We start from the raw sequence: 20,390 nt of genomic DNA, 5'->3' as shown, positions 1-20,390 counted from the left end.
GGTCAGCAACTACACCGGCAGATCGGTGGCGTACTCGTCGATCTCAAGGAACGTCTTCGCCCCGGCAGCCACCGCCAGCACCGCCAGAGCCAGCAGCGACGGCAACCGGTACCGCACCCCACGCCCATCACGGGGATCGGTCACCGCCTCCAACACTCGCCACAGGCCGTCCACCCGGCCCCGCAGAAACTCGACGGTAAGGGTGGGTTGATTCAGCACAGCAGGGATCAGGGAGGATGAGGACACGAGGGCGCGGCTCCGGGGTAGAACATCAAGGCTTAGACAACCCGATGATCTCCCACTGAGACCGCGCCCTCGCCTTGCGTCCCGCCTGGTCAGAGAACCGCCGCAGCCCTCAGATCAACTTTGCACACGCCCTGGGCACTGACCGAACCCTCGGTTGCCCTAAAGGGCCGGACGTTCTTCCCGCCCCAGTGCCTGTCGGCTTCTGGGAACGCGGGAGGAACCGGGCGAAGCTACGGGGGATATCGATCGCCTGCGGCGGAGGTCAATCGTGATCGGCAGTGTGCCGGGGTTCCGGCGCGGCACGACCCGTTTGGGAATCGTCCTGCTCAGCACTTTCCTCTTGCTGTGCGGCCTGATCAGCCTACCCACGACCGCTGCGCAGAGCCCGCCCCATCCGGTGGCCGAGCAACCGCCCACCCGCATCGCCTACGCGGGGACCGGACACCGCAGCCTGGGGATCACCCCCATCGGCAGCCTGCCTGATCAGTCGACGACCGAGCCGCTGTTCGACGAGCCCCGGCAGCACTTCGACCAGGACGTGTCCTCGCGCGACGGGCTGCTGGTGTTCACCAGCCTGCGCGACGAGAAGACCCCGCAGGTGTACCTGCGGAACACCGACGGGAGCGTCCGGCGGCTCACCCGGGGCCGCGACGCCGCGAACCCGGAGATCTCGCCCGACCTGCAGTGGGTGGCGTTCGACTCCGCGGAGCCGACGGGGAAGCGCGCCATCTGGCTCGTGCGCGTGGACGGCAGCCGGGCGCACCGGCTCACCGACACTGCGAGCGGCGAAACTCATCCGACGTTCTCGCCGGACGGGACGCGGATCGCCTACGCCAGCGACGCCGACGGCCGGTGGCAGATCTACGAACAGCCCGTTTCCGGTGGGGCCGCGCGGCGGTTGACCAACGAGCCGTCCGGTGCCGCTGCTCAGCCCGCCTGGAACCCGGTCGACCAGAACCGGATCGCCTACACCTCCTACGCTGCCGATGCTCCGGACGACAATTCCGTGCACGGCGTGCGCATCCTCGACGGCACCGGAACCGGCAAGCCCCTGTTCGCCGACGATCCGGGCTGGCAGACCCGGCAGCCCCGGTGGCTCCCGGACGGCCGGAGGCTGCTGTTCCTCAGCCCCACCCACCCTGCTCCCTTCCCCCAGCCCGATGCGCCGAACGTGTGGGACAAGGTCTTCCAGGTCGACGCCACGGCAGCGCCGGTGTCGTCGCCTGCCACTCGGATGCTGTCCGAGGACCGCCAGATCGACTCCCCCACCTGGTTCACCGGCGACGGACCCGGGCGTCTCGTGGTCGCCCGCACGACTGCGTCGCTGCGGAACATCGCGCGGCTGCAGGACATCCAGACGGACGGGACCGATCCGCGGGACCTGGGCCACGACGTCCTCACCGAAGACCAGTACGCCTTTCGGGACTCCAGCCTGCTGTTCAACCCGACCATGGGCTACGACCCCTGGACGGAGCGGCAGGCCTACTCCCCCGACGGCAGCCAGATCGCGGTCAGCCGGTTCGAGAACGTCGCCGGGCAGCACGTCCAGCGGATCTGGCTGGTGGACGCCGACGGCTCCAACCCGCGGCGGCTGCCCATCGCCGACCGGAAGCCCGGTGACTGGGAGTCTGACGTCGCGTGGTCGCCGAACGGCGAGGAGATCGCCGTGGCGCGCAGATCTCCGGGCGCGATGGAACAGGCGGACCAGCGCGGTCGGAGCCGAATCGTGGTGGTGAACGTCAAGACCGGCCAGGTGACCAATCAGCTGGCGAGCCCGGACCCGGAGCTGGACGACACCCAGCCGGCGTGGTCGCCGGACGGCCAGCGCTTCTCGTTCAGCCGGGGCCGGGTCGCCGACGTGCCGGACGACCAGCGCCGCAACCACATCTGGATCGCCCGCGCCAAGGACCTCGGCCAGCAGCAGGACCTGAGCGAAACCATCTGCGAGTGCGAGGTGGTCGACGACAGCCCGGTGTTCTCCCCCGACGGGCGCAGCATCGTGTTCAACCGGGAGCAAGACGGCCTGTACCGGATCTACCTCGACGACAACCGCTGCGAGGTGCTGCTGCCCCGAGGCCAGAACAGCTGCGTCGACCTCCCGAACAGGCCCGAGGGAACCGGGACCTACCAACCGCGGGACGCCACCTGGTCACCGGATGGGAAACGGCTCGTGCTGTCCCGGCGTCTGAGCAGCAACAACAACGATCCGGAGCACCTGTCGATCCTGGACCCGGCGACAGGCGAGCTGACCTCGCTCACCGACCGGCTGCCCGGACGGCAGAAGGAACCCAGCTGGCAGGCGACGGTCGACCTGACGATGACCGCGCCACCGTCGGCGAACCAGGTCCAGGTGGACAAATCCGTCCAGGTCACGGGCACGGTGCGGAACAACGGCCCGGCCACCTCGCCGAGCACGGGCGTGACCCTCGACGTGCCACCGGGTCTGCGGCTGACGAAGCTGCACTCGGCCAAGGACAGTTGCAAAGACGGGAAGTGTGACCTCGGTGTGCTGGAACCGGGCGAATCCGTCCAGGTCACGGCGGAGCTCGTCGGCAAGTCCGCGGGGGATCATCAGCTGGGCTGGACTGCCACCGGATCGATGCGGGACGCCCGCCCGGCCGACAACACGGCCAAGACGGTCGTGCCTGTGACCCCGGAACCGCCTCCGCTGCAGGCCAACCCTGGCGTGGCGTTGACCACCGGCCCCGATCCGTCCTATGTGGGCGGTCGGACCGGGGTGACCTTCACCGTGCGCAACAGCGGCAGCGCCCCGGCCACCGGGTTGGAGCTGGACATGGCGCTGCCACCAGGTGTTCCGGTGGCGAGCGTGCCGCAGGGCTGCACGAACACGCGGTGCGCGCTGCCGGATCTGCCGCCGGGCGGCGTGATCGCCAGGCAGGTGGTGCTTGCCCCGAACGCGGCGCTGCAGGCGGAGATCGCCGGAACCGTGCGGACCAGCGGGACGGACACCGATCCCGCCGACAACCGCGCCACCGCGCCCTACCGCGTGCTGCAGCCGCGGATCGTCTCGGTACCGGAGGTCGGCGAGCCCGGTTTCGTCACCTCGGTGCGCGGCGTCGACTTCCCGCCGGGCGTCCCGGTGCAGCTGAAGTGGTCGCCCGGCATCACCGCCGCCGCGGCACCGACTTTGCCCGGACCGGACGGGCGCTTCGCCGCGCAGCTGCTGATCCTGACCAAGGACCAGACCGGCCGCCGCACCATCACCGCGTCCGGCCCGGGTTTCAGTCCTGTCACCACCAGCTTCCTGGTCGTCGAGCCCACCATCGCACCGCCCGGCATGGTGGGACGGAGGTGAGCCGGTGATCCACGAAATCGACGAGGCGCTGCGGCTGCTGCTGGCCGAGCACGACCTGCCCGGCGCGGGCGTCGAGCTCGGCTTCGAGGCGCCCACCACGGACTGGGCGGCGAAGCGGAACTCGCCCACCATCAGCGTTTTCCTCTACGACATCAGGGAAGATCCGACCCTGCTGCAGAGCGGCGGGTTCGAGGAGCACGACGAAACCGGCGCGGTGACCGGCTGGCAGGGCCCACCGCACTGGTTCCAGCTCTCCTACCTGGTGACGGCGTGGACGAACCGGCCGCAGGACGAGCATCGGCTGCTGTCGGAGGTGCTGCGCTGCGTGGTGCGGCACGACGCGCTGGCGGAGCGGTGGCTGACCGGAACGCTGGCCGAGCTCGGGCTGACGGTGGCGTTCGAGGCCGCCGGTCAGCTGGCGGAGGGGCGCTCGGCCGCCGACGTGTGGTCCGCGCTCGGGGGCCAGCTCAAGCCGTCGATCAACCTCCAGGTAACCGCCCCGCTGGCCGGGTTGCGGACCCCGGCGGGCCCGCCGGTCACCGAAGGCGTGGTGCTGCGGTCGGAGGCGGATGCGGCGCGGCGGCTGCGCTACGACGAGTCGACCACGGCGGAAGGCGATGGGTTCGCCCCGGCCCGACCGCGCCCGGCGCCGAAACGACGACGGCGAGGTCCGCTCCCGTGACCGCGCCGGACCTGCACTACCTGTGGGCGCGGCTGAGCCTGGTCGAGCAACGCGTCCGGTCAGTCGTTGCGGCGCGGCAAGCCACCGATCCGCAGCCGGACGACCCGCACCGCGGTCTCTACCTCACCCCTGAGCACGTCGAACGCATCCTCGCCGCTCCCGCGAAGTGCTGGGCGGGAGCCGGCCGCGACGACCTCGCACCAGAACTCGACGCGCTCGCGGCGGCCGCGCCCGATCCCGGACCGAGGTTGCTCCGGCTGGCCGAGGACTTCGGCCTCACCGAGTTGGACGTCGAGTTGCTGCTGGTGGCGATGGCCCCGGACATCGACGTCCGCTTCGAGCCGCTCTACAGCTACCTCAACGACGATGTGACCCGTCGGCGTCCGACGACCGGGCTAGCACTCGAACTGTGCGAAATGCCAACGGCGGGCGACGGGCGGTTCCGGTTCGCCGCGGGCGCTCCGCTGGTCGCCGGGGGCCTGCTGGAAGTGCAGGAACCCGAACGTCCGTCGCTGTCGCGCACGCTGCGGGTTCCCGACCGCGTGGTGGCGCATCTGCTCGGCAACGACGACTTCAACCCCAGCACGGCGAATCTGGCCCGCCTCGTACATGCCGATCCGGGATCACCTGGCGCGCTGGCCAAGCGGATCGGCGCGGCGCTCGACACCGGAATCCGGCTCGTCCACCTCCATGGAGCGGAGGGCGCCTCGCGAGTCGCGATGGATGCCCTCTCGGTGAGCGGCAGGCCCGCGCTCGTCCTGGACGCGGTGGAGCTCGCCGGTGAACCGGATCCCCCTGCGGCGCTGCCCGCTCTGGTCCGGGAAGCGAGGTTGCACCGCGCCGGAATCATGCTGGGCCCGTTGGAGAAGCTCGAACCCGAACGCGTCCGGCTGCTGCGGGACGTCATCGCCTCGACGGCGAGAGTTCCGGTGCTGCTGCACGGATCCCGGGGCTGGGACCCCACTTGGTCCCGGCAGGTCCCGGTGTCCATCCGGGTCGAATCCCCGAGCGGCGACGAACGGGTGCAGGAATGGCGGCGGGCCCTGGCGGCGGCATCAGGTGACACCGCCTTGCCCGAAAGCGCGCTCACTGATGCCCTGGCGGGCTACCAGTTGGACGCCGACGAGGTCGACCGGGCCGCTTCGGTGGCCGCCCAACTCGCCGCGCTCGACGCCCGCCCGGTGAACTCGGAGGATCTGCGGGCAGGCGCTCGATCCCAGAACGGCGCGGGCCTGGAGCGACTCGCGCGGCGCATCACCCCGGCGGTGAGCTGGGACGACCTGGTGCTGCCCGAGCCGACGCGCCGGCACCTGACCGAGCTGGCGATGCGCGCCCGCCACCGGGACCGCGTGCTCGGCGACTGGCGGATGCGCCCCGGCGGTGGACGCGGACGTGGTGTGCTCGCGCTGTTCGCGGGCGAATCGGGGACCGGCAAGACCATGTCGGCAGAGGTCGTCGCGGCCGAATTGGGCATGGACCTCTACGTCGTGGATCTGTCCACTGTGGTCGACAAGTACGTGGGCGAGACGGAGAAGAACCTGGAGCGGATCTTCACCGAAGCCGCCGGGGTCAACGGAGTCCTGCTCTTCGACGAGGCGGATGCGATCTTCGGCAAGCGCTCGGCGGTCCAGGACGCCCACGACCGCTACGCCAACGTCGAGTCGGCCTACCTCCTGCAACGCATGGAAACCTTCAACGGCATCGCAATCCTCACCACCAACCTCCGAGCCAATCTCGACGAAGCCTTCACCCGCCGCCTGGACGTCATAGCCGACTTCCCACTGCCGGACCCCACTCAACGCCGTGCCCTCTGGGACCGCTGCCTCGGCAACGCCCTCCCCCGATCCGAAGACCTGGACCTCGACTTCTGCGCAGAACGCTTCGAACTGGCAGGCGGTTCCATCAGAGCCTGCGCCATCACCGCCGCCTACCTCGCCGCCGAAGCGGGCCAGCCGGTGGGCATGGCGGAACTGATCACGGCGGTGCGTCAGGAATACACCAAGCTCGGCAGGCTGGTCCTGGAATCGGAGTTCGGGGACCGGACGAACGAGGCCGGATGAGGCCAGCACCCCCGGGCACGAACGATTCCCGGGAAGTTGCCCGTGCGCTCCTTATCGCCGCGCGGCGGGAAGGGCACCATGGAACGGCTCATCAGACCGCAGGCCAAGACTTCGCGACGGCGAGGAGACGATGTGCGGCACCACAACCACAGCTGCCAGCCGGATCGGCCGCACCAACGATCCCGCGCCGCGAACGGCCACTCTGGCGACAACGCGACAACAGCGGCTGCACTGGCCGGTGCGCCGTTGTCTCCGACCACGATCCGTGCGCTGCAGCGCACGGTCGGCAACGCAGCCGTGAACCGCATGCTCGCTGAGCGACAGCGGGCCGCCGAGGTGCAACGCTCCGCCGTGCACGACGTGCTGCGTTCCGCAGGGCAACCGCTCGACCAGCCGGTGCGCACGGAGATGGAATCCCGCCTGGGCAACGACTTCTCCGACGTGCGGGTGCACACCGACGGCGCTGCGCACACCGCAGCCGAATCCGTGCAGGCCCACGCCTTCACCTCGGGTTCGCACATCGTGTTCCAGCGCGGCCGGTATGACACGTCATCGACGGCCGGCAAGCACATGCTGGCACACGAACTGACGCACGTGGTGCAACAGCGGTCCGGCCCGGTGGCGGGCACCAGCACCGCCGACGGGCTGAAGGTCTCCGATCCATCGGATGCCTTCGAACGTGCCGCCGAGGCCAACGCCGACCGCGCGATGGCAGAACCCGTGCAACGGCGCAGCGACAACACGGCGCAGAACACCGGCCGAAGGCCGACCGCGGGGAACCCGGAGAGCACGGCCGTCCAACGCGACGTCGGCTTCGAGATCGAGGTTACCGGCACCAAAACCTTCGCCCTGGCGCCCCCGTTCGAGCAAGTCGCCGAGACTCTGGGGACAAATGAACTGAGGCACGCGGTCACGTTGAACACCGAGATCAACGGCGCCGAGAGCGAGTGGCACGACCTGACCCAAGATCCGCCGGTCAAGGCTCGGCGGCTGGCGAAGATGGAGCCCTTGGTCGACGTGCCCGGGCTTTTCACGGTGGAAGCCGACGATGCGTTCAGCGGCGGTTCCAACCTGGAGTTCGTCACGGCGCACTTCCCGGAGGGCAAGAAGGGGCGCAGAAGACTCGCCGAGGCCATTTCCCGCATCAGAAGGGTAGCGGCTCAACTGGACGGCAGCCTGCACACGGCGAACAGCCTCGCCGCAGCAGCGCGCGGGACCGCACGGGTGCCGAGCCCGCCGAGTGACGACGCCGCAGCCGAGTACGTGGTCGACGGACACGCCAATGACGGCAACCCGCAGGTGTCGGCGGGAATCCCGCTCAAGAACCTTCCGGATCTGTTCGCCGCAGCGCAAATCGACATACCGGATCATTCCAGCCCGGTCGCGGACCTGTCGCAACAGGACATAACTGCTGGGCGCATGATTCGCACGGCGAAGCAGCATGTCGATCAGGTACTGAACTCGCAGCCGAAGGATCAACCAGCGAGCGACAAGCTGCGGGGACTGCTCATGCTGATCGCCGCCTATCTCATAAGCGGCGCTACCCGGCCCAACCAGTCGTACTTCAAGGGGGTCGCGCCCATGATGGCGCGCACGGACTTCGCCGCCATGTTCAAACTTCTCAAGGATTCAGAGAAGGAGCAACTAGCCGCCCAGAACGGGCAACCGTTCGTCGACCTGGCGCTGCGATGCGCGGACCCGACCAACCCTTACGCGGCCAGCGAGCCGATATTACGAAGCGTGGCAGGCGAAAACAGTCAACGAGTTCCTTTCACCGAAGTCACGCGCGATGTATGGCTTCGCCGCATTACCCAGGGCACGGACGTTCTGACCAAACACGGCTATCCAACAGCTTTCCCCAACAATGCGGAAAAGGCCGAGCACTTCGAGTCAATGGGCGCCTTCAGGGAAGGCACCGACACCTCCAGGGACAAACGCCCCGCGCCTGTCGTCGAACTCCGCCGGATGCGCAAGGATCTGCCCGAAGCGGACTGGGGGCCAGTCCTGCTCGGCGTATTCGATCTGATCACCAAACTCAACAAACCGAAGAACTTGCTGGACAAGGCGCGGACGAGGAAGACCGAGTATCGGAGGGCCGAGGATTAGCCGGGTCCGGTCAACGTCGACCGGACCACGGGAAGAGGCGGCGAAGCTTGCCGAGGAACCACCAAAACCACCCGCGGAGCCCACTTCCAAGTTCGGCCCCGATCCGCGGGGCCAGTACCGCAGCGGGCGAGGTCGCCGCCCGTTTCGACGAACGAGTTTCACTCGCCTTCTTCATGACAGCGTCCATCAGTTTGTCAAATGTCTCATTTTGCGTCGGCACACTTTCCTTCCAGCGATCTCGCCATTGCCGATCCCCCTGGCGCGACCGCAAGCCATCCTGTCTCCACCGCTGAGTGTCCCGGACCATCTCGACAAGCCTTTTCCGGAACTCCGAACCCTCGGTTTCTGGATACCCATCGCACCACACCAAGCAATGCGACAGGATAGCGTCATATTCATGAAAGGGATTCGCCGCGGATTTCATAATGAGTTTATCCCGGACCTCCTCCTGTTTACCATCGGGAAGTCCGGAACCAGGCAATAACTCAAGGAGCTCATTGACATTGGACAGTACATGACGCTGAAATTTATCTTTATCCTTTTCATCTTCCAGGCCAAGCCTTTTCCTCTGGCGCTTTTCTTCGGCCGAACCTCCTTCCAGCCCCTCCCCGGCATACTCGGGAACCGGATAGTTCAACATGTCCGAGCCATAAGCGACGTCGGCCGCGATATGCGTCAGCTCGTGCACCAATAGCGCAATCCGGTCATTACCCTCAACGCCTCTGACGTACTTCACCTTGTATTCTTGCGACCCGGGGTTCTTTGCACCGATTTTCTCGGTGCTCCCGCCGGATGTACCGGTTCCAACTCGGACGAACCGCGCGCGTTCCAGCAGCGGAATCAACTCGTCGAGCAGCTTCCGGACAGCCGGATCCTTCGTTCCCTGCCGATACTCTTCGATCAGGGCAACGTCCTCCTCCGTAGTGACCTGCTGCGGAAGCAGGAAGTCCACCCGATTTCGGTCCGGCGACGCCGGACTCCGCTGATCGGGTTTGCTAGGTCCGCTTCGCCGATTCCGCTTCATCGTTGCCGTGTCGCTCGCGCATCGGGCCTCCTCACGACATACCTGATCAACACTGGTACCGCGACCAGCCGGACAGCGGGAAGGCAGGAAAGGGCAGGACTCAGGGCAAGTCAACGGGTTCCGGCACTCAGCCACCGACCGGCATGTCCCCGAAGGCAGCGCGTGGTTGCCCGGGGAGGCAATCCTGTTGCCCTCATCGGGGGTCGGGTGGACATGGTCGTGCGCGTCGCCGGACGCAAGGCTCTGACGTACGCCACGCCTCAGTCGAAGGAGCGCACATGCCGTCGTACCTGTCCCCTGGCGTTTACGTCGAGGAGGTCCAGAACGGGGCCAGACCCATCGAAGGGGTCGGGACCGCTGTTGCCGCCTTCGTCGGCTTCGCGGCTCAGGGGCCGTTCCACCAGCCGACGCTGGTGACGAACTGGAACCAGTACGTGCAGACCTTCGGCGGGTTCGACGACGGGTACCTCGCGCACGCCGTCTACGGCTACTTCGCCAACGGCGGCGGCACCGCCTACATCGTCCGAATCGGCGGCCCGTCCGCGGAGTCCTCGACCGCCGCAACGCCGCAGCCGGCAGAGCTCGGCGGACTGCGGATCTCGGCGCTGCCCGGCGCCGGGTCCGACATCTCCGTGGAGGTCGCCGACGCAGAGGGCGAGAACCCGCCGGAAGACCGGTTCCGGTTGCTGGTCAAGCAGGGCGGCAAGGTCGCGGAGACCTTCGACGTCTCGACCAAGAAGAACGTCAAGAACTACGTCGTCACCCAGGTCCGCGAGCGGTCCAAGCTCATCGAGATCACCGAGCGCAGCAGCACGGCGCTGGCCAGGCCGGAGAACCAGTCGGTCGCGTTGGCCGCCCCGCCGAGCGCACCCGCACCGGCCACAGTGGACGCTCAGGAGTACGTCGGGGACCTCGCCGCTCGAACCGGATTCGGCGGGCTGGAGACCATCGACGAGATCACCATGATCTCGGTGCCCGACCTGATGAGCGCCCACCAGCGCGGTCTGATCGACGCCGAAGGCGTGAAAACCGTGCAGCTGGCGGCGATCTCGCACTGCGAGCAGCTGGGCGACCGGGTCGCGCTGCTCGACCCGCCGCCGGGGCTCAACGCCCAGCAGGTGCGGACCTGGCGGATGGAACAGGCGGGCTACGACTCGAAGTACGCGACGCTGTACTACCCGTGGATCAAGGTCTTCGACCCCGCCAGCGGGCGCAACACCTTGGTGCCGCCGAGCGGGCACGTCGCCGGCGTGTGGGCGCGCAGCGACACCGAACGCGGCGTGCACAAGGCTCCGGCCAACGAGGTCATCCGAGGCGCGGTGGACCTGGAGACCAACCTGAGCAAGGGCGAGCAGGACCTGCTCAACCCCATCGGTGTGAACTGCGTCCGCGCGTTCGCCGGGCGCGGGATCCGGATCTGGGGCGCGCGAACGCTGTCGTCGGACCCGGCGTGGCGCTACCTCAACGTCCGCCGCCTGTTCAACTACCTGGAGGAGTCGATCCTGATCGGCACCCAGTGGGTGGTCTTCGAGCCGAACGACGACCGGCTGTGGTCGAGCATCCGGCGCAACATCAGCGCCTTCCTGCACCAGTCTTGGCGCGACGGCGCGCTGTTCGGCCGCACCGCCGAGGAGGCGTTCTTCGTCAAGTGCGACCGGGAGAACAACCCGCAGGAATCGATCGACCTCGGTCAGGTGGTGTGCGAGATCGGGGTTGCACCGGTCAAACCCGCCGAGTTCGTTGTCTTCCGGCTCTCGCAGTTCTCGGACAGCACCAGCCTGGTCAGCGAGTAATCCTCACCGCACGGAAGGCGACGAGCAGCAATGGCACAGGGCGACACTCTCTCCACCCACCGGTTCGGCGTGCAACTCGGTGGCATCACGGTGGAATCGGTGAAGGAGGTCAGTGGTCTCACCGTCGAGCAGGACGTGGTCGAGACCCAGCAGGTCACCCCGACCGGCGAGCTGTTCACCAAGAAGCAGCCCGGCGGTCAGAAGGGCGGTGAGGTGACCATCACCCGCGGCCTGGACAAGAGCACCGAATTCACCAAGTGGATCAAGAAGACGCTGCTGGACGGCGACGTCGAGGACGCGCGGGAGAACCTGACCATCGAGATCCAGGACTCCAAGGGCGAGTCCGTCCGGCGCATGCAGCTCTACGACGCCTGGGTCAGCAAGTGGGAGGGCCCGGGTTTCAGCGCCGGGGAGTCCAACCCCGCCACCGAGCAGGTCACCATCGTCTTCGAGCGGATCGAAGTCGAATGAGGCGTCGCATCACCTCGCTGGGCGAGCTCGATGACGTCGCGGGCAAGAACAGGGCGCCCGAAGCATCGGAACCGCCCCAGCCGGCGGCGCAGCACGACGAGTTCGACTTCGAACTGCCCCGGGGCTACGTGCACGGCGACGGCACGGTGCACCGGCGCGGCCGGATGCGGTTGGCCACCGCGAAGGACGAACTGCGCCCGCAGATCGACGTGCGGGTCAAAGAGAACCCGGCCTACCTCAGCGTGGTGCTGCTCGGCCAGGTGATCACCAGGCTCGGCGACATCACCGACGTGCACGCGGGCGTGGTGGAGAACATGTACGCCACCGACGTCGCCTTCCTCCAGGACTTCTACCGGCGGATCAACAGCGAGGGGCACACCCGCGCCGGGGTCACCTGCCCGTCCTGCGACACCGCCTTCGAGGTCGACCTGGCAGGTGGTCGCCTGGGGGAATCGTGACGTACGCGCCGGAGCGGCTGCACGCGGAGGTCGCGTACGTCGCCTACCACTTCCACTGGACGCGGGCCGAGATCCTCGATCTCGACCACCACGAACGCCGGCGCTGGGTGCGCGAGATCGCGCACATCAACACCCGGATGAACGAAGGGGGATGAGCCGGTGGGCCTGCTGGATCTCTTCCGCCGGCGCCCCGCACGCCGCGACGACGGCCCTGCTCGCTCGGCCGATGCCGCCGTCCCGGCCGTGCCCGGCTGGGACGGCGGCTGGCGGCGTGCCACCGGGAACGTCGGCGTGCTCCAGCGCGACGCCTGCGATGTGACCGGGGCTGCTGGGTTCCGCGACTCGGTCGCCTCCTTCCGCGATCACGGCGTGATGACCGGTCTGGGGCACCTCCTCGACCCCAGTGCGCCGTCCGGCCTCGTGCACGGGTTGCTCCGCCCGACCGTCGGTGTTCCCGTGCAGTGCTCGACGGGCGAGGAGCTGCCGGTGCGGATCGCGGCGGGCGGCGACGAGCCCAAGGTTGCGGTGCGACCTGCTCAGCGCGCGGCTTCCGCCTCGACTGGTGGTGCAGGCGTCTCCTCGGTCCATGCCGCCGATCCCCCTGCAGCTGTGCGAAGTTCTGGTGTTCCGCTGGTGCAGCCGCGACGGTTGTCGCCGCCGTTGACCGTGGCTCGCCTGGCCAAACCGCTCGCACCGCGAACCGTGCGCGTGATCCGCCCGCAGACCTCGTCCGGACGCCCGGCCGAACCTGCGGCGGTTTCGCCACCCCCGGAGACCGCAAGCTCGGCTGCCCCCGATGCCACATCGCGGGGCGCGGGCACAAGCAAGGTGGTGCAGCGTCGGATTTCCGCCCCACCGGCACCTGGTGAAACGTTGCGCAGCCTTCCTCGCAGCGCCATCGTTCTACCCGGCAGCGGGACGAATCACGACGCCGAAGCCGAGACCGCCCCACCCTTGGTCAGCCGCGAGCCCCAGAGGGATGTGCAGGCCAGCCGCGCACTCCAGCGAAACGAGCAGGCCAGCGGCACACCATCGCGAAGCCAGCACGTCAGCGGCGTCCATCCCCCGATGGTCCAGCGATCGGCCAATCCGTACCCCGCGGGTGGCGAATCCTCGCGCGAAACGCGGCCCCGGTTGGGGATCGGAACACCGATCGCCCAGATCCCGGAGTCCGCAGCACCGGCTTCGAGAACCGAGACAGGGCAGGCTCCCAGCTCTGCACCCGCCGCCGACTCCGCACCGCTGTTGGGGGACGTTCCCTTCGTACAGCGCAGTCCAAGTGCTGCTCCCCCAGCCACTGCAAACCCCGCTGCGGATGCGGAATCTCCCGCTGCGGCCCACGAGGGCTCACCGCATCCAGTCCGTCCTAACTGGACTTCCAAGGGCACCCGATCGTCCTCCGAGAACCCAGACGCCGAAACAGTGCAGCGGCTAGTCCGCCCGAACGCCGTGGAACCCGCACCGCCGCAGCGCCTCGACCCACCCGGCGTCACCTCGGCCGAAACAGCGGAAACACCGACGGTTCAGCGACTCCTCGGCTTAAGAACGACCGGATCAGCGGAGACTTCCCCCAGCGCGCCGCAAAGCACGTCTGCCACGGCACCTGAAGCTGAGCACGTGGTGCAGCGAACTTCCCGTGCTGGCTCCGGAAAACCCGTGCATCCGACGAACGTTCCCGGCGCCGCGAGCGCACCTCCGGAAACGGAAATCCCAGTGTTGAAGCAGGTCAACGACCCGCGCACCGGCAATCCGGAATCGCCGCAGAACCCGGGATCGTCCGGCACGACTCGGCCAGGATCGACCGGCAGTTCCGCTTCTCGTTCAGCTTGGGAAGAAGCCACCCCGAGCGCGGCGGGGCAGACGCGGGCCACTGGGCCAGGACCGGCCCCGACACCTCCCCCAGTCGCACTGCTGATCCAGGATTCCGCCGCAGTGCAACGGATCGCGATCTCGGAAACGTCGGATTCCGACGGAAGTGCACCCTCCGTCCAGGAACACTCGTCGGCTGATCCGCTCCCCGTTGGGACCAGCACAGCATCTGGTTCCGCATCCGAGCCTGCGTCGGTGCTCCCGAACTCTCCCGGGCACCACGATCCGAGATCTCCTTCCGCACCAGCGGAAAACCACGCCGCGTGGGGAATGGATGCGGCACCGGCAGTGCTCCCGACGTCAAACGCTGCGACCTCGCCTGCTGCTGGCCCGACCGCCGTCCAGCGACAGGTGCGGACCGCGGATTCCCCGTCACCGCGCCACTTCCCCGCCTCGCCGCCGACCAGGGCTGCAGCACTCCCGTTGAGCCTCCCCACCTGGCCGGTAGGAGCCACGCACGTCCAACGCATCCGCCCGCTGGTGGCAGAGCGCCCGCTGACCGTCAGAACCGGCCAAGGTATCGGATCTGCTCCGGCCCACGGCCCCGAACGACGCGCCTCACCTCCGGTGGCGCAGATGCACTGGAAGCGGTCCGCCCCGTCGGAGGCGACCCCTCCGACGGTGCAGCGCAGCACGGCCGTCCCAGCAACAACTCCCCCAGCACAACCACTTCCGCCCGCTGGCCCAGCGCCGCCGACGGCCGCAAGCGACCTCGTCCCGGCAGCAGCACGGCATAGCGCTGCAGGTCCGGAGGCCAACTACGCACCCGAAGCCCTTCCAACCCGCAAACCCCCGGCTCCCGCCGTGCAACGCACGACGACAACCCCGGCGACCAGAACGACCCCGCCCAAGGCGTCGAACCCGATCCCCGGCGTCCCCGCCGGAGTTCCGGTCACGATCGTCCAGCGCGACTCGAAGCCGACCGAGGCGCAGCAGCAGGAGAGCAACCAGGGCGAGACGAAAGCCGCCGGTCAGCCCGATACCGAAGAACTCGCCCGTCGGCTGGTCGAACCGGTGAGCCGGTTGCTGCGCGCCGAGCTCCGCCAGGGCCGGGAACGGATCGGGCGCCTGCACGACCGCCGCCGCTAGCACGTTCGCCGAAGGAGTGATGTCGATGCCGCAGGAGATCTTCGCGTCCAGCGTGTTCTTCCGGCTGGTCATCGGGGGCAACGACCTGGGCCAGTTCCACACCTGCTCCGGGCTCGGCGCCCAGGTGGAGGTGGAGCAGTTCACCGAAGGCGGCAACAACGGCTTCACCTGGCAGCTGCCCACCCGGATCACCTGGTCGAACATCACGCTGACCCGGCCGGTCACCCGCGACACGACCAAGATCTCGCGGTGGCTGTCGGAGATCATCCAGCGCACCGAGCGCAAGAACGGTGAGATCGTCGCGCTGAAGCCGGACCGCACCCCCATCGCCCGGTGGCAGGTCCTCGGCATCATCCCGATCAGCTGGCAGGGGCCGTCCTTCGACCCGTCGTCCGCGCAAGCCGCGGTGGAGACGCTGGAAATCGCCCACGAGGGCCTGCGACCGGGATGAGGAGGAGGATCCGATGGCCGCACCAGGCCGGAACCTGGCCCGCGCCCGACTGCTGATCATGGAACCGCCCGCGCGGGTCGGTGCCCAGCCCGGCGCGAAGATCAAGGAGGTCCGGTTCCAGTTCAACCCGAACCGGCTCAGCCTGACCAAGAGCACCGAGTGGCGGCGCAACCCCACCCGGATGGCCAGCGAATCCGGGACACCCGAATTCGTCGGCAGCGGCCCGCGTTCGCTGTCCCTGGAGGTGTTCCTCGACGCCACCGACAAGCACGACGGTTCGGTGGAGAAGAAGGTCGAGGATCTGATGCTGGCCTGCGTGCCCACGCCGAAGAGCCTGGCCGCCAAGAAGCCCGCCAGCCCGTGGATCCGCTTCGAGTGGGGCACCTCCAAGACGACCTCGTTCAACGGCGTGCTGTCCAGCTTCTCGGTGGACTACTCGCTGTTCGACGTCGACGGCAAGCCCCTGCGTGCGACGTGTTCGCTGGGCATCGAGGAGGCCAGCGCCGACACCCCCGGCCAGAACCCCACGTCGGGCTCCGACAACGCCCGCCGCACGCACCGGGTGGTCGCCCGGGACAGCCTGCCCCAGATCGCCTGGCAGGAGTACGGCGACGCCACCGGCTGGCGCGTCATCGCCGAGGCCAACGACATCGACGACCCCATGATCCTGGCGGCCGGCACTGAACTGCTGGTCCCCGCCCTCGACGACGGACAGGACGGTGCCTGATGGGCAACAACACTTCGGGGCGGTCGGTTGCCGCCGATCCCATCGTGGCCATCCCGCGCCCGCTTCCACAGGCCTGGCAGCAACAGCTGACCAGCTGCGTCGTGGACGAGAACGTCGGGCTGCCGGACGCGGCCACGCTGGTCTTCCGCGACCCGAACCACGAGCTGCTGACCGCGACCGGGGTCAGCATCGGCTCCGAGCTGACGGTGAAGGTCGTGACCACCGGCAGCACGGCGCCGAAGGAGATCTTCGCCGGCGAGGTGACGGCGCTGGAGCTGGATTCCGACGGGACCGGCTCGTTCACCGTGGTCCGGGCGATGAGCAAGGCCCACCGGCTGATGCGGGGCCGGAAGGTCGTGGCGTTCCGCAACATGACCGCGTCCGCGATCGTGCGGAAGATCGCCACCGGGGCCGGTCTGCGCCCCGGGCGGATCAAGGCCAAACCGATCACCTACAAGCAGCTGTCCCAGGCCAACGTGTCGGACTGGGACTTCCTGCAGAACCTGGCCCAGGAGCACGGCGTCGCGGTGCGCGTCGACGCGAAGGGCCGCCTCGACTTCGCCGACCTCGAACCGGCATCCGGCGCGCCCGCGCCCACGACCCCGGCCACCAAGAGCCCGTTCGTGCTGGAGTACGGCCGAAACCTGATGGCGCTGCGAGCCGCGCTGACCGCCGCCGACCAGGTCGACACCGTCGAGGTGCGCGGCTGGAACGTGGACACCAAGAAGCCCTTGGTGGCCGAGGAATCCCCCACCACCAGCGACGTCGTACAACCGGGTCTCACCGCGTCGAAGGCGACCAAGAAGTTCGGCAAGAATGCCCGGCTGCTGGTCACCGACATGCCCTACGGCACGCAGGCGGAGGCGAAGGAGACGGCGCGCTCGCTGGCGGCGTCGATGCGGGCGGGCCTCGGGGAGATCGAGGCGGTCGCCGAGGGCAACCCCGAACTGCGCGCGGGCGTGCCGATCGCGCTGGGCAACGTCGGCCCGGACTTCTCCGGGAAGTTCACCGCGACGGCAGTGCACCACGTCCTGGAACCCGGGCACGGCTACCGCACCACGGTGCTGGTCAGCTCCTCCCCCGACCGGTCGCTGACCGGGCTGGCCACTGGTGCCAACGCGCCGGACCGGGGCCCGCGCATCCCGGGACTGGCCACCGGGATCGTCACCGACATCAAGGAGCCCGGGAAGTCCGAACGCGGCTGGGTCAAGCTCAAGTTCCCCTGGCTCTCCGACGACTACGTGACCGACTGGGTCCGCACCGTGCAGCTCGGCGGGCAGGGCGGCGGCGGGGTGTTCAGCCCCGACGTGAACGACGAGGTGCTGGTCGGCTTCGAGCAGGGCAGCCTCGACCACCCCTACGTGCTCGGCGGCCTCTACAACGGCAAGGACATGCCGTCGCAGCACGACGTTCCGCTGGTCGACGGAACCAGCGGCAAGGTCAACCGCCGCTCGCTGGTCTCCCGCAAGGGGCACCGGCTGGAGCTGATCGACGCCACCACCCGGTCACCGGGCGTCCACCTCGCCAGCGGGGACAAGCGGCTGGACATCCGGATCGACGAGAAGAAGCGGACCATCGACATCACGGTGCGCGCCCGAGGCGGGCGCAGAGTGTTGAGCTCGGTGTCGCTCACCGACCGGGGAATCAAGCTGGACGCGGGCACCGGCGACATCACCCTGTCCGGCAAGTCGGTGTCGATCGACGCCACGACGTCGGTGTCGATCAAGGGGCGGACCAGCGTGGGAATCGACGGCGGTGCGACGGCGTCGCTGCAGGGCCGCCTGGTCCGCATCAACTGACGAGGAGCTTCGCGATGCCACCTGCTGCCCGACTCGGCGACCCCACCTCCCACGCCGGCACCATCGGCCCACCGCGGGCCAACGCCGTCAAAGTGTCCACTGTGCTCATCGGCGGCAAACCCGCTGCGGTGACGGGAAGTCAGCACCTGTGCCCGAACCCCTACCACGCGGCGCTCAGCGCGGGGAACGTGCTGCTGCCCGGCCCTCCGACCTCCGGCGTGGTGCTCATCGGCGGCCTGCCCGCCGCCCGCGTCAACGACAAGACGAGCTGCGGCGCCACCATCGTGATGGGCGCACTGAACGTGCTGATCGGGGGTCCGATTTGACTGCTCCCCCGCCTAAAGGCGGGGAATTCCCGTCCGGCTCACGCCGGATAGTTCCTGCTTCGTTGCCGACTGCTGAAGGGAGGACCCTTGCAGGCTTACACCAGCTCCACAGGCATCGCCGGGGTTCTCCCCGGCTACGGCTCGACCAGCCGCAAGGATGTTCTTCGCGGCGTTGATATCCCGGTCGTGCCGGGTGCCGCAGTCCGGGCACGACCATGCTCGGACGGAAAGCTTGAGGTTCGACAGCAGGTGTCCGCACTCAGAGCAGGTCTTCGAGGACGGATACCACCGGTCGATCACCACAACGGTTTTGCCCGCCCGCTGGGCCTTGTATTCGAGCTGGCGCCGGAACTCACCGAGTGCGGCGTCCGCTACCGCGCGGTTGAGTCCGGCCTTGGCTCGCACGTTACGGCCTGGCTTGTCCACGGTGCCCCGCGCGGAGGCTGTCATGCCAGCGACGTTGAGGTCTTCGATCGCGATCATATCGTTGTCCCGCACCAGCCGCGTGGAGGTGCGGTGCAGGAAGTCTTGGCGGGCGTTGCGGATCTTGCGGTGCGCGCGGGCGACCTTCGCTTTGGCTTTGCGCCGGTTGCACGATCCACGCTGCTTGCGTGCCATGTGGCGTTGGTAGCGGGCGAGGTTGCGGGCTTTGCGGTCGAAGTGGCGGGGGTTGGCGATTTTCTCCCCGTTCGACAGGACAGCGAAGTCGGACACCCCGAGGTCCACGCCCACGGCGTTGCCGGTCGGTTCGGCCGGTTCCGGGTCGTCGGTGTCCACCGCGAACGTGACGTACCAACGCCCATCCGGTTCACGGGACACGATCGCCATCGTAGGGTTCAGCGAATCGATGTCGATGTCGTCCCAGGACCATACGAAGTCCAACGGAGCGGCGTGCTTGGCCAGCGTCAGTTTCCCGCCACGCAAGCGGAACGCGGACCGGGTGTAGTGCGCGGACTGGCGACTGTTACGGGACTTGAACCTCGGGTAGCGCGCTCGACCAGCAAAAAAGTTCTGGTAGGCGGTGTGCTGGTGCCGGAGCGTTTGCTGCAACGGCACGCTCGACACCTCGGACAGAAACGCCAGGTCCTCGGTTTTCTTCCATCCGGTCAGGGCCGCGTCGGTTTCCTTGTACGAGGTCTTGACGCCGTGCGCGTGGTAGGCGCGGTGCCGTTCGGACAGTGTCTTGTTCCAGACCAGGCGTACACATCCGAACGTACGGCCCAACTGGGTCGCTTGCTCGGGGTCCGGGTAAGCCCGAACCTTGTACGCCGTCCTCATGTACAAAAGTTTACACAAACATGCGCCACAAGTAAGGAGAGGGTTGTGCAGGTTACCGCTGGGTGCGTCGCCACCGAGGTTGACGCGTTTCCTCCCCGCCCTAAAGGACGGGGCATCCACGTTACGGAGCACCGGTGAGCGAGCGGTTCATCGGCCGCGGCTGGGGGTTCCCGCTGCGCGTCGACGCGACCGGCGGGATCGGCATGGTCGAGCGGGAGCAGGAGATCGAGGAGGCGATCCGCCTCGTGCTGGGCACCGCACCGGGCGAGCGCCCGATGCGCCCGGAGTTCGGCTGCGGCATCCACGACTACGTGTTCGCGCCGAGCGACGGCGCCACTGCCGGTCGCATCGCCTACGAAGTCCGGGCGGCGTTGCGGCGCTGGGAGCCCCGGATCGAGGTGGCCGACGTGGTGATCGCCTTCGACACCGTCGACGACGGCGTGCTCTACATCGACGTGCACTACACCCTGCGCGCCACCAACGACCGCCGGAACCTCGTCTTCCCCTTCTACACGATCCCGCACAGCGATGAACCCGGACCAGGAGACGCGCACTGGTGACTCCACCTACCACTAAAGCGGCGGGTTTCCCCCGGTACTGGCCACGCAGTGTCGGAGAGGACCAGCCCGGCCCTGGACGGCGGCGCTTCGAGCCCCACACACCACATGCAGCCCAACGTCGCACACACCACCGGA

General features: G+C 68.3%; 18 protein-coding genes. 14 read left to right on the top strand and 4 right to left on the bottom strand.

From position 1 onward, the window contains the following. Positions 1-9 precede the first annotated feature (9 nt). Positions 10-219, bottom strand: a complete 210-nt coding sequence (locus ACWCO2_RS31795; RefSeq protein ID WP_450131482.1) for a transposase family protein — start codon at positions 217-219, stop codon at positions 10-12. A gap of 295 nt (positions 220-514) precedes the next feature. Between ACWCO2_RS31795 and ACWCO2_RS31790 the strand changes: the two genes are divergently transcribed. From ACWCO2_RS31790 to ACWCO2_RS31775, 4 genes are all read left to right on the top strand, one after another. Continuing rightward, the gene (locus ACWCO2_RS31790) at positions 515-3,562 is read left to right on the top strand and encodes a hypothetical protein (protein ID WP_450131481.1); all 3,048 of its coding nucleotides are present in this window, start codon (positions 515-517) and stop codon (positions 3,560-3,562) included. A gap of 4 nt (positions 3,563-3,566) precedes the next feature. Next, positions 3,567-4,244: a DUF4255 domain-containing protein gene (locus tag ACWCO2_RS31785; protein WP_450131480.1), complete on the top strand. Its 678-nt coding sequence runs from the start codon at positions 3,567-3,569 to the stop codon at positions 4,242-4,244. Next, entirely contained in the window at positions 4,241-6,304 is a 2,064-nt protein-coding gene (locus tag ACWCO2_RS31780) for an ATP-binding protein (RefSeq protein ID WP_450131479.1), read from the top strand. Before ACWCO2_RS31785 ends, ACWCO2_RS31780 begins: the two co-directional genes overlap by 4 nt. Positions 6,305-6,436: 132 nt before the next feature. Then, positions 6,437-8,410, top strand: coding sequence for an eCIS core domain-containing protein (locus tag ACWCO2_RS31775; RefSeq protein ID WP_450131478.1), 1,974 nt, complete (start codon positions 6,437-6,439; stop codon positions 8,408-8,410). A 10-nt stretch (positions 8,411-8,420) separates the two neighbouring features. Here the strand turns inward: ACWCO2_RS31775 and ACWCO2_RS31770 are convergent, their stop codons facing one another. Continuing rightward, positions 8,421-9,362 (bottom strand): hypothetical protein, encoded by a 942-nt coding sequence (locus tag ACWCO2_RS31770; protein ID WP_450131477.1) that lies wholly within the window; start codon positions 9,360-9,362, stop codon positions 8,421-8,423. 350 nt (positions 9,363-9,712) lie between these two features. On the opposite strand from ACWCO2_RS31770, the gene ACWCO2_RS31765 reads away from it, so the two are divergent. Genes ACWCO2_RS31765 through ACWCO2_RS31750 form a run of 4 tightly spaced genes read left to right on the top strand, consistent with a single transcriptional unit; the run spans position 9,713 to position 12,311 of the window. Then, entirely contained in the window at positions 9,713-11,227 is a 1,515-nt protein-coding gene (locus ACWCO2_RS31765; protein ID WP_450131476.1) for a phage tail sheath family protein, read from the top strand. Between the two features lie 30 nt (positions 11,228-11,257). Then, on the top strand, positions 11,258-11,698 hold the full coding sequence (locus ACWCO2_RS31760; RefSeq protein WP_450131475.1) for a phage tail protein: 441 nt from the start codon (positions 11,258-11,260) through the stop codon (positions 11,696-11,698). Further along, positions 11,695-12,156: a hypothetical protein gene (locus ACWCO2_RS31755; protein ID WP_450131474.1), complete on the top strand. Its 462-nt coding sequence runs from the start codon at positions 11,695-11,697 to the stop codon at positions 12,154-12,156. Before ACWCO2_RS31760 ends, ACWCO2_RS31755 begins: the two co-directional genes overlap by 4 nt. Next, complete coding sequence (locus tag ACWCO2_RS31750) at positions 12,153-12,311, top strand: DUF6760 family protein (RefSeq protein ID WP_186459385.1); 159 nt, start codon at positions 12,153-12,155, stop codon at positions 12,309-12,311. The genes ACWCO2_RS31755 and ACWCO2_RS31750 overlap by 4 nt, the downstream gene beginning before the upstream one ends. On the opposite strand, the gene ACWCO2_RS31745 is transcribed toward ACWCO2_RS31750, so the two are convergent. Continuing rightward, entirely contained in the window at positions 12,283-12,744 is a 462-nt protein-coding gene (locus ACWCO2_RS31745; protein ID WP_450131473.1) for a hypothetical protein, read from the bottom strand. The two genes, ACWCO2_RS31750 and ACWCO2_RS31745, sit on opposite strands and share 29 nt — an antisense overlap. Before the next feature lie 2,085 nt (positions 12,745-14,829). Between ACWCO2_RS31745 and ACWCO2_RS31740 the strand changes: the two genes are divergently transcribed. The 5 genes from ACWCO2_RS31740 to ACWCO2_RS31720 are packed head-to-tail and all read left to right on the top strand — an operon-like array spanning position 14,830 to position 18,417. Next, the gene (locus tag ACWCO2_RS31740; protein ID WP_450131472.1) at positions 14,830-15,114 is read left to right on the top strand and encodes a hypothetical protein; all 285 of its coding nucleotides are present in this window, start codon (positions 14,830-14,832) and stop codon (positions 15,112-15,114) included. 25 nt (positions 15,115-15,139) lie between these two features. Beyond that, positions 15,140-15,565 (top strand): phage tail protein, encoded by a 426-nt coding sequence (locus ACWCO2_RS31735; protein ID WP_450131471.1) that lies wholly within the window; start codon positions 15,140-15,142, stop codon positions 15,563-15,565. A gap of 13 nt (positions 15,566-15,578) precedes the next feature. Continuing rightward, positions 15,579-16,292, top strand: a complete 714-nt coding sequence (locus ACWCO2_RS31730) for a CIS tube protein (protein WP_450131470.1) — start codon at positions 15,579-15,581, stop codon at positions 16,290-16,292. Beyond that, complete coding sequence (locus ACWCO2_RS31725) at positions 16,292-18,091, top strand: VgrG-related protein (protein ID WP_450131469.1); 1,800 nt, start codon at positions 16,292-16,294, stop codon at positions 18,089-18,091. The genes ACWCO2_RS31730 and ACWCO2_RS31725 overlap by 1 nt, the downstream gene beginning before the upstream one ends. 14 nt (positions 18,092-18,105) lie before the next feature. Continuing rightward, entirely contained in the window at positions 18,106-18,417 is a 312-nt protein-coding gene (locus ACWCO2_RS31720; protein WP_450131468.1) for a PAAR domain-containing protein, read from the top strand. Positions 18,418-18,429: 12 nt separating this feature from the next. Here ACWCO2_RS31720 and ACWCO2_RS31715 read toward each other — a convergent pair whose 3' ends face one another. Beyond that, the gene (locus ACWCO2_RS31715; protein ID WP_450131467.1) at positions 18,430-19,815 is read right to left on the bottom strand and encodes an RNA-guided endonuclease InsQ/TnpB family protein; all 1,386 of its coding nucleotides are present in this window, start codon (positions 19,813-19,815) and stop codon (positions 18,430-18,432) included. Positions 19,816-19,829: 14 nt separating this feature from the next. On the opposite strand from ACWCO2_RS31715, the gene ACWCO2_RS31710 reads away from it, so the two are divergent. Continuing rightward, positions 19,830-20,255 (top strand): GPW/gp25 family protein, encoded by a 426-nt coding sequence (locus ACWCO2_RS31710; protein ID WP_450131466.1) that lies wholly within the window; start codon positions 19,830-19,832, stop codon positions 20,253-20,255. Positions 20,256-20,390 lie beyond the last annotated feature (135 nt).

This window comes from Saccharopolyspora sp. NPDC002376, from assembly GCF_053593195.1.
Note: the sequence above shows the minus strand (reverse complement) of the source record. Positions and strands in the feature narration are given on the sequence as shown.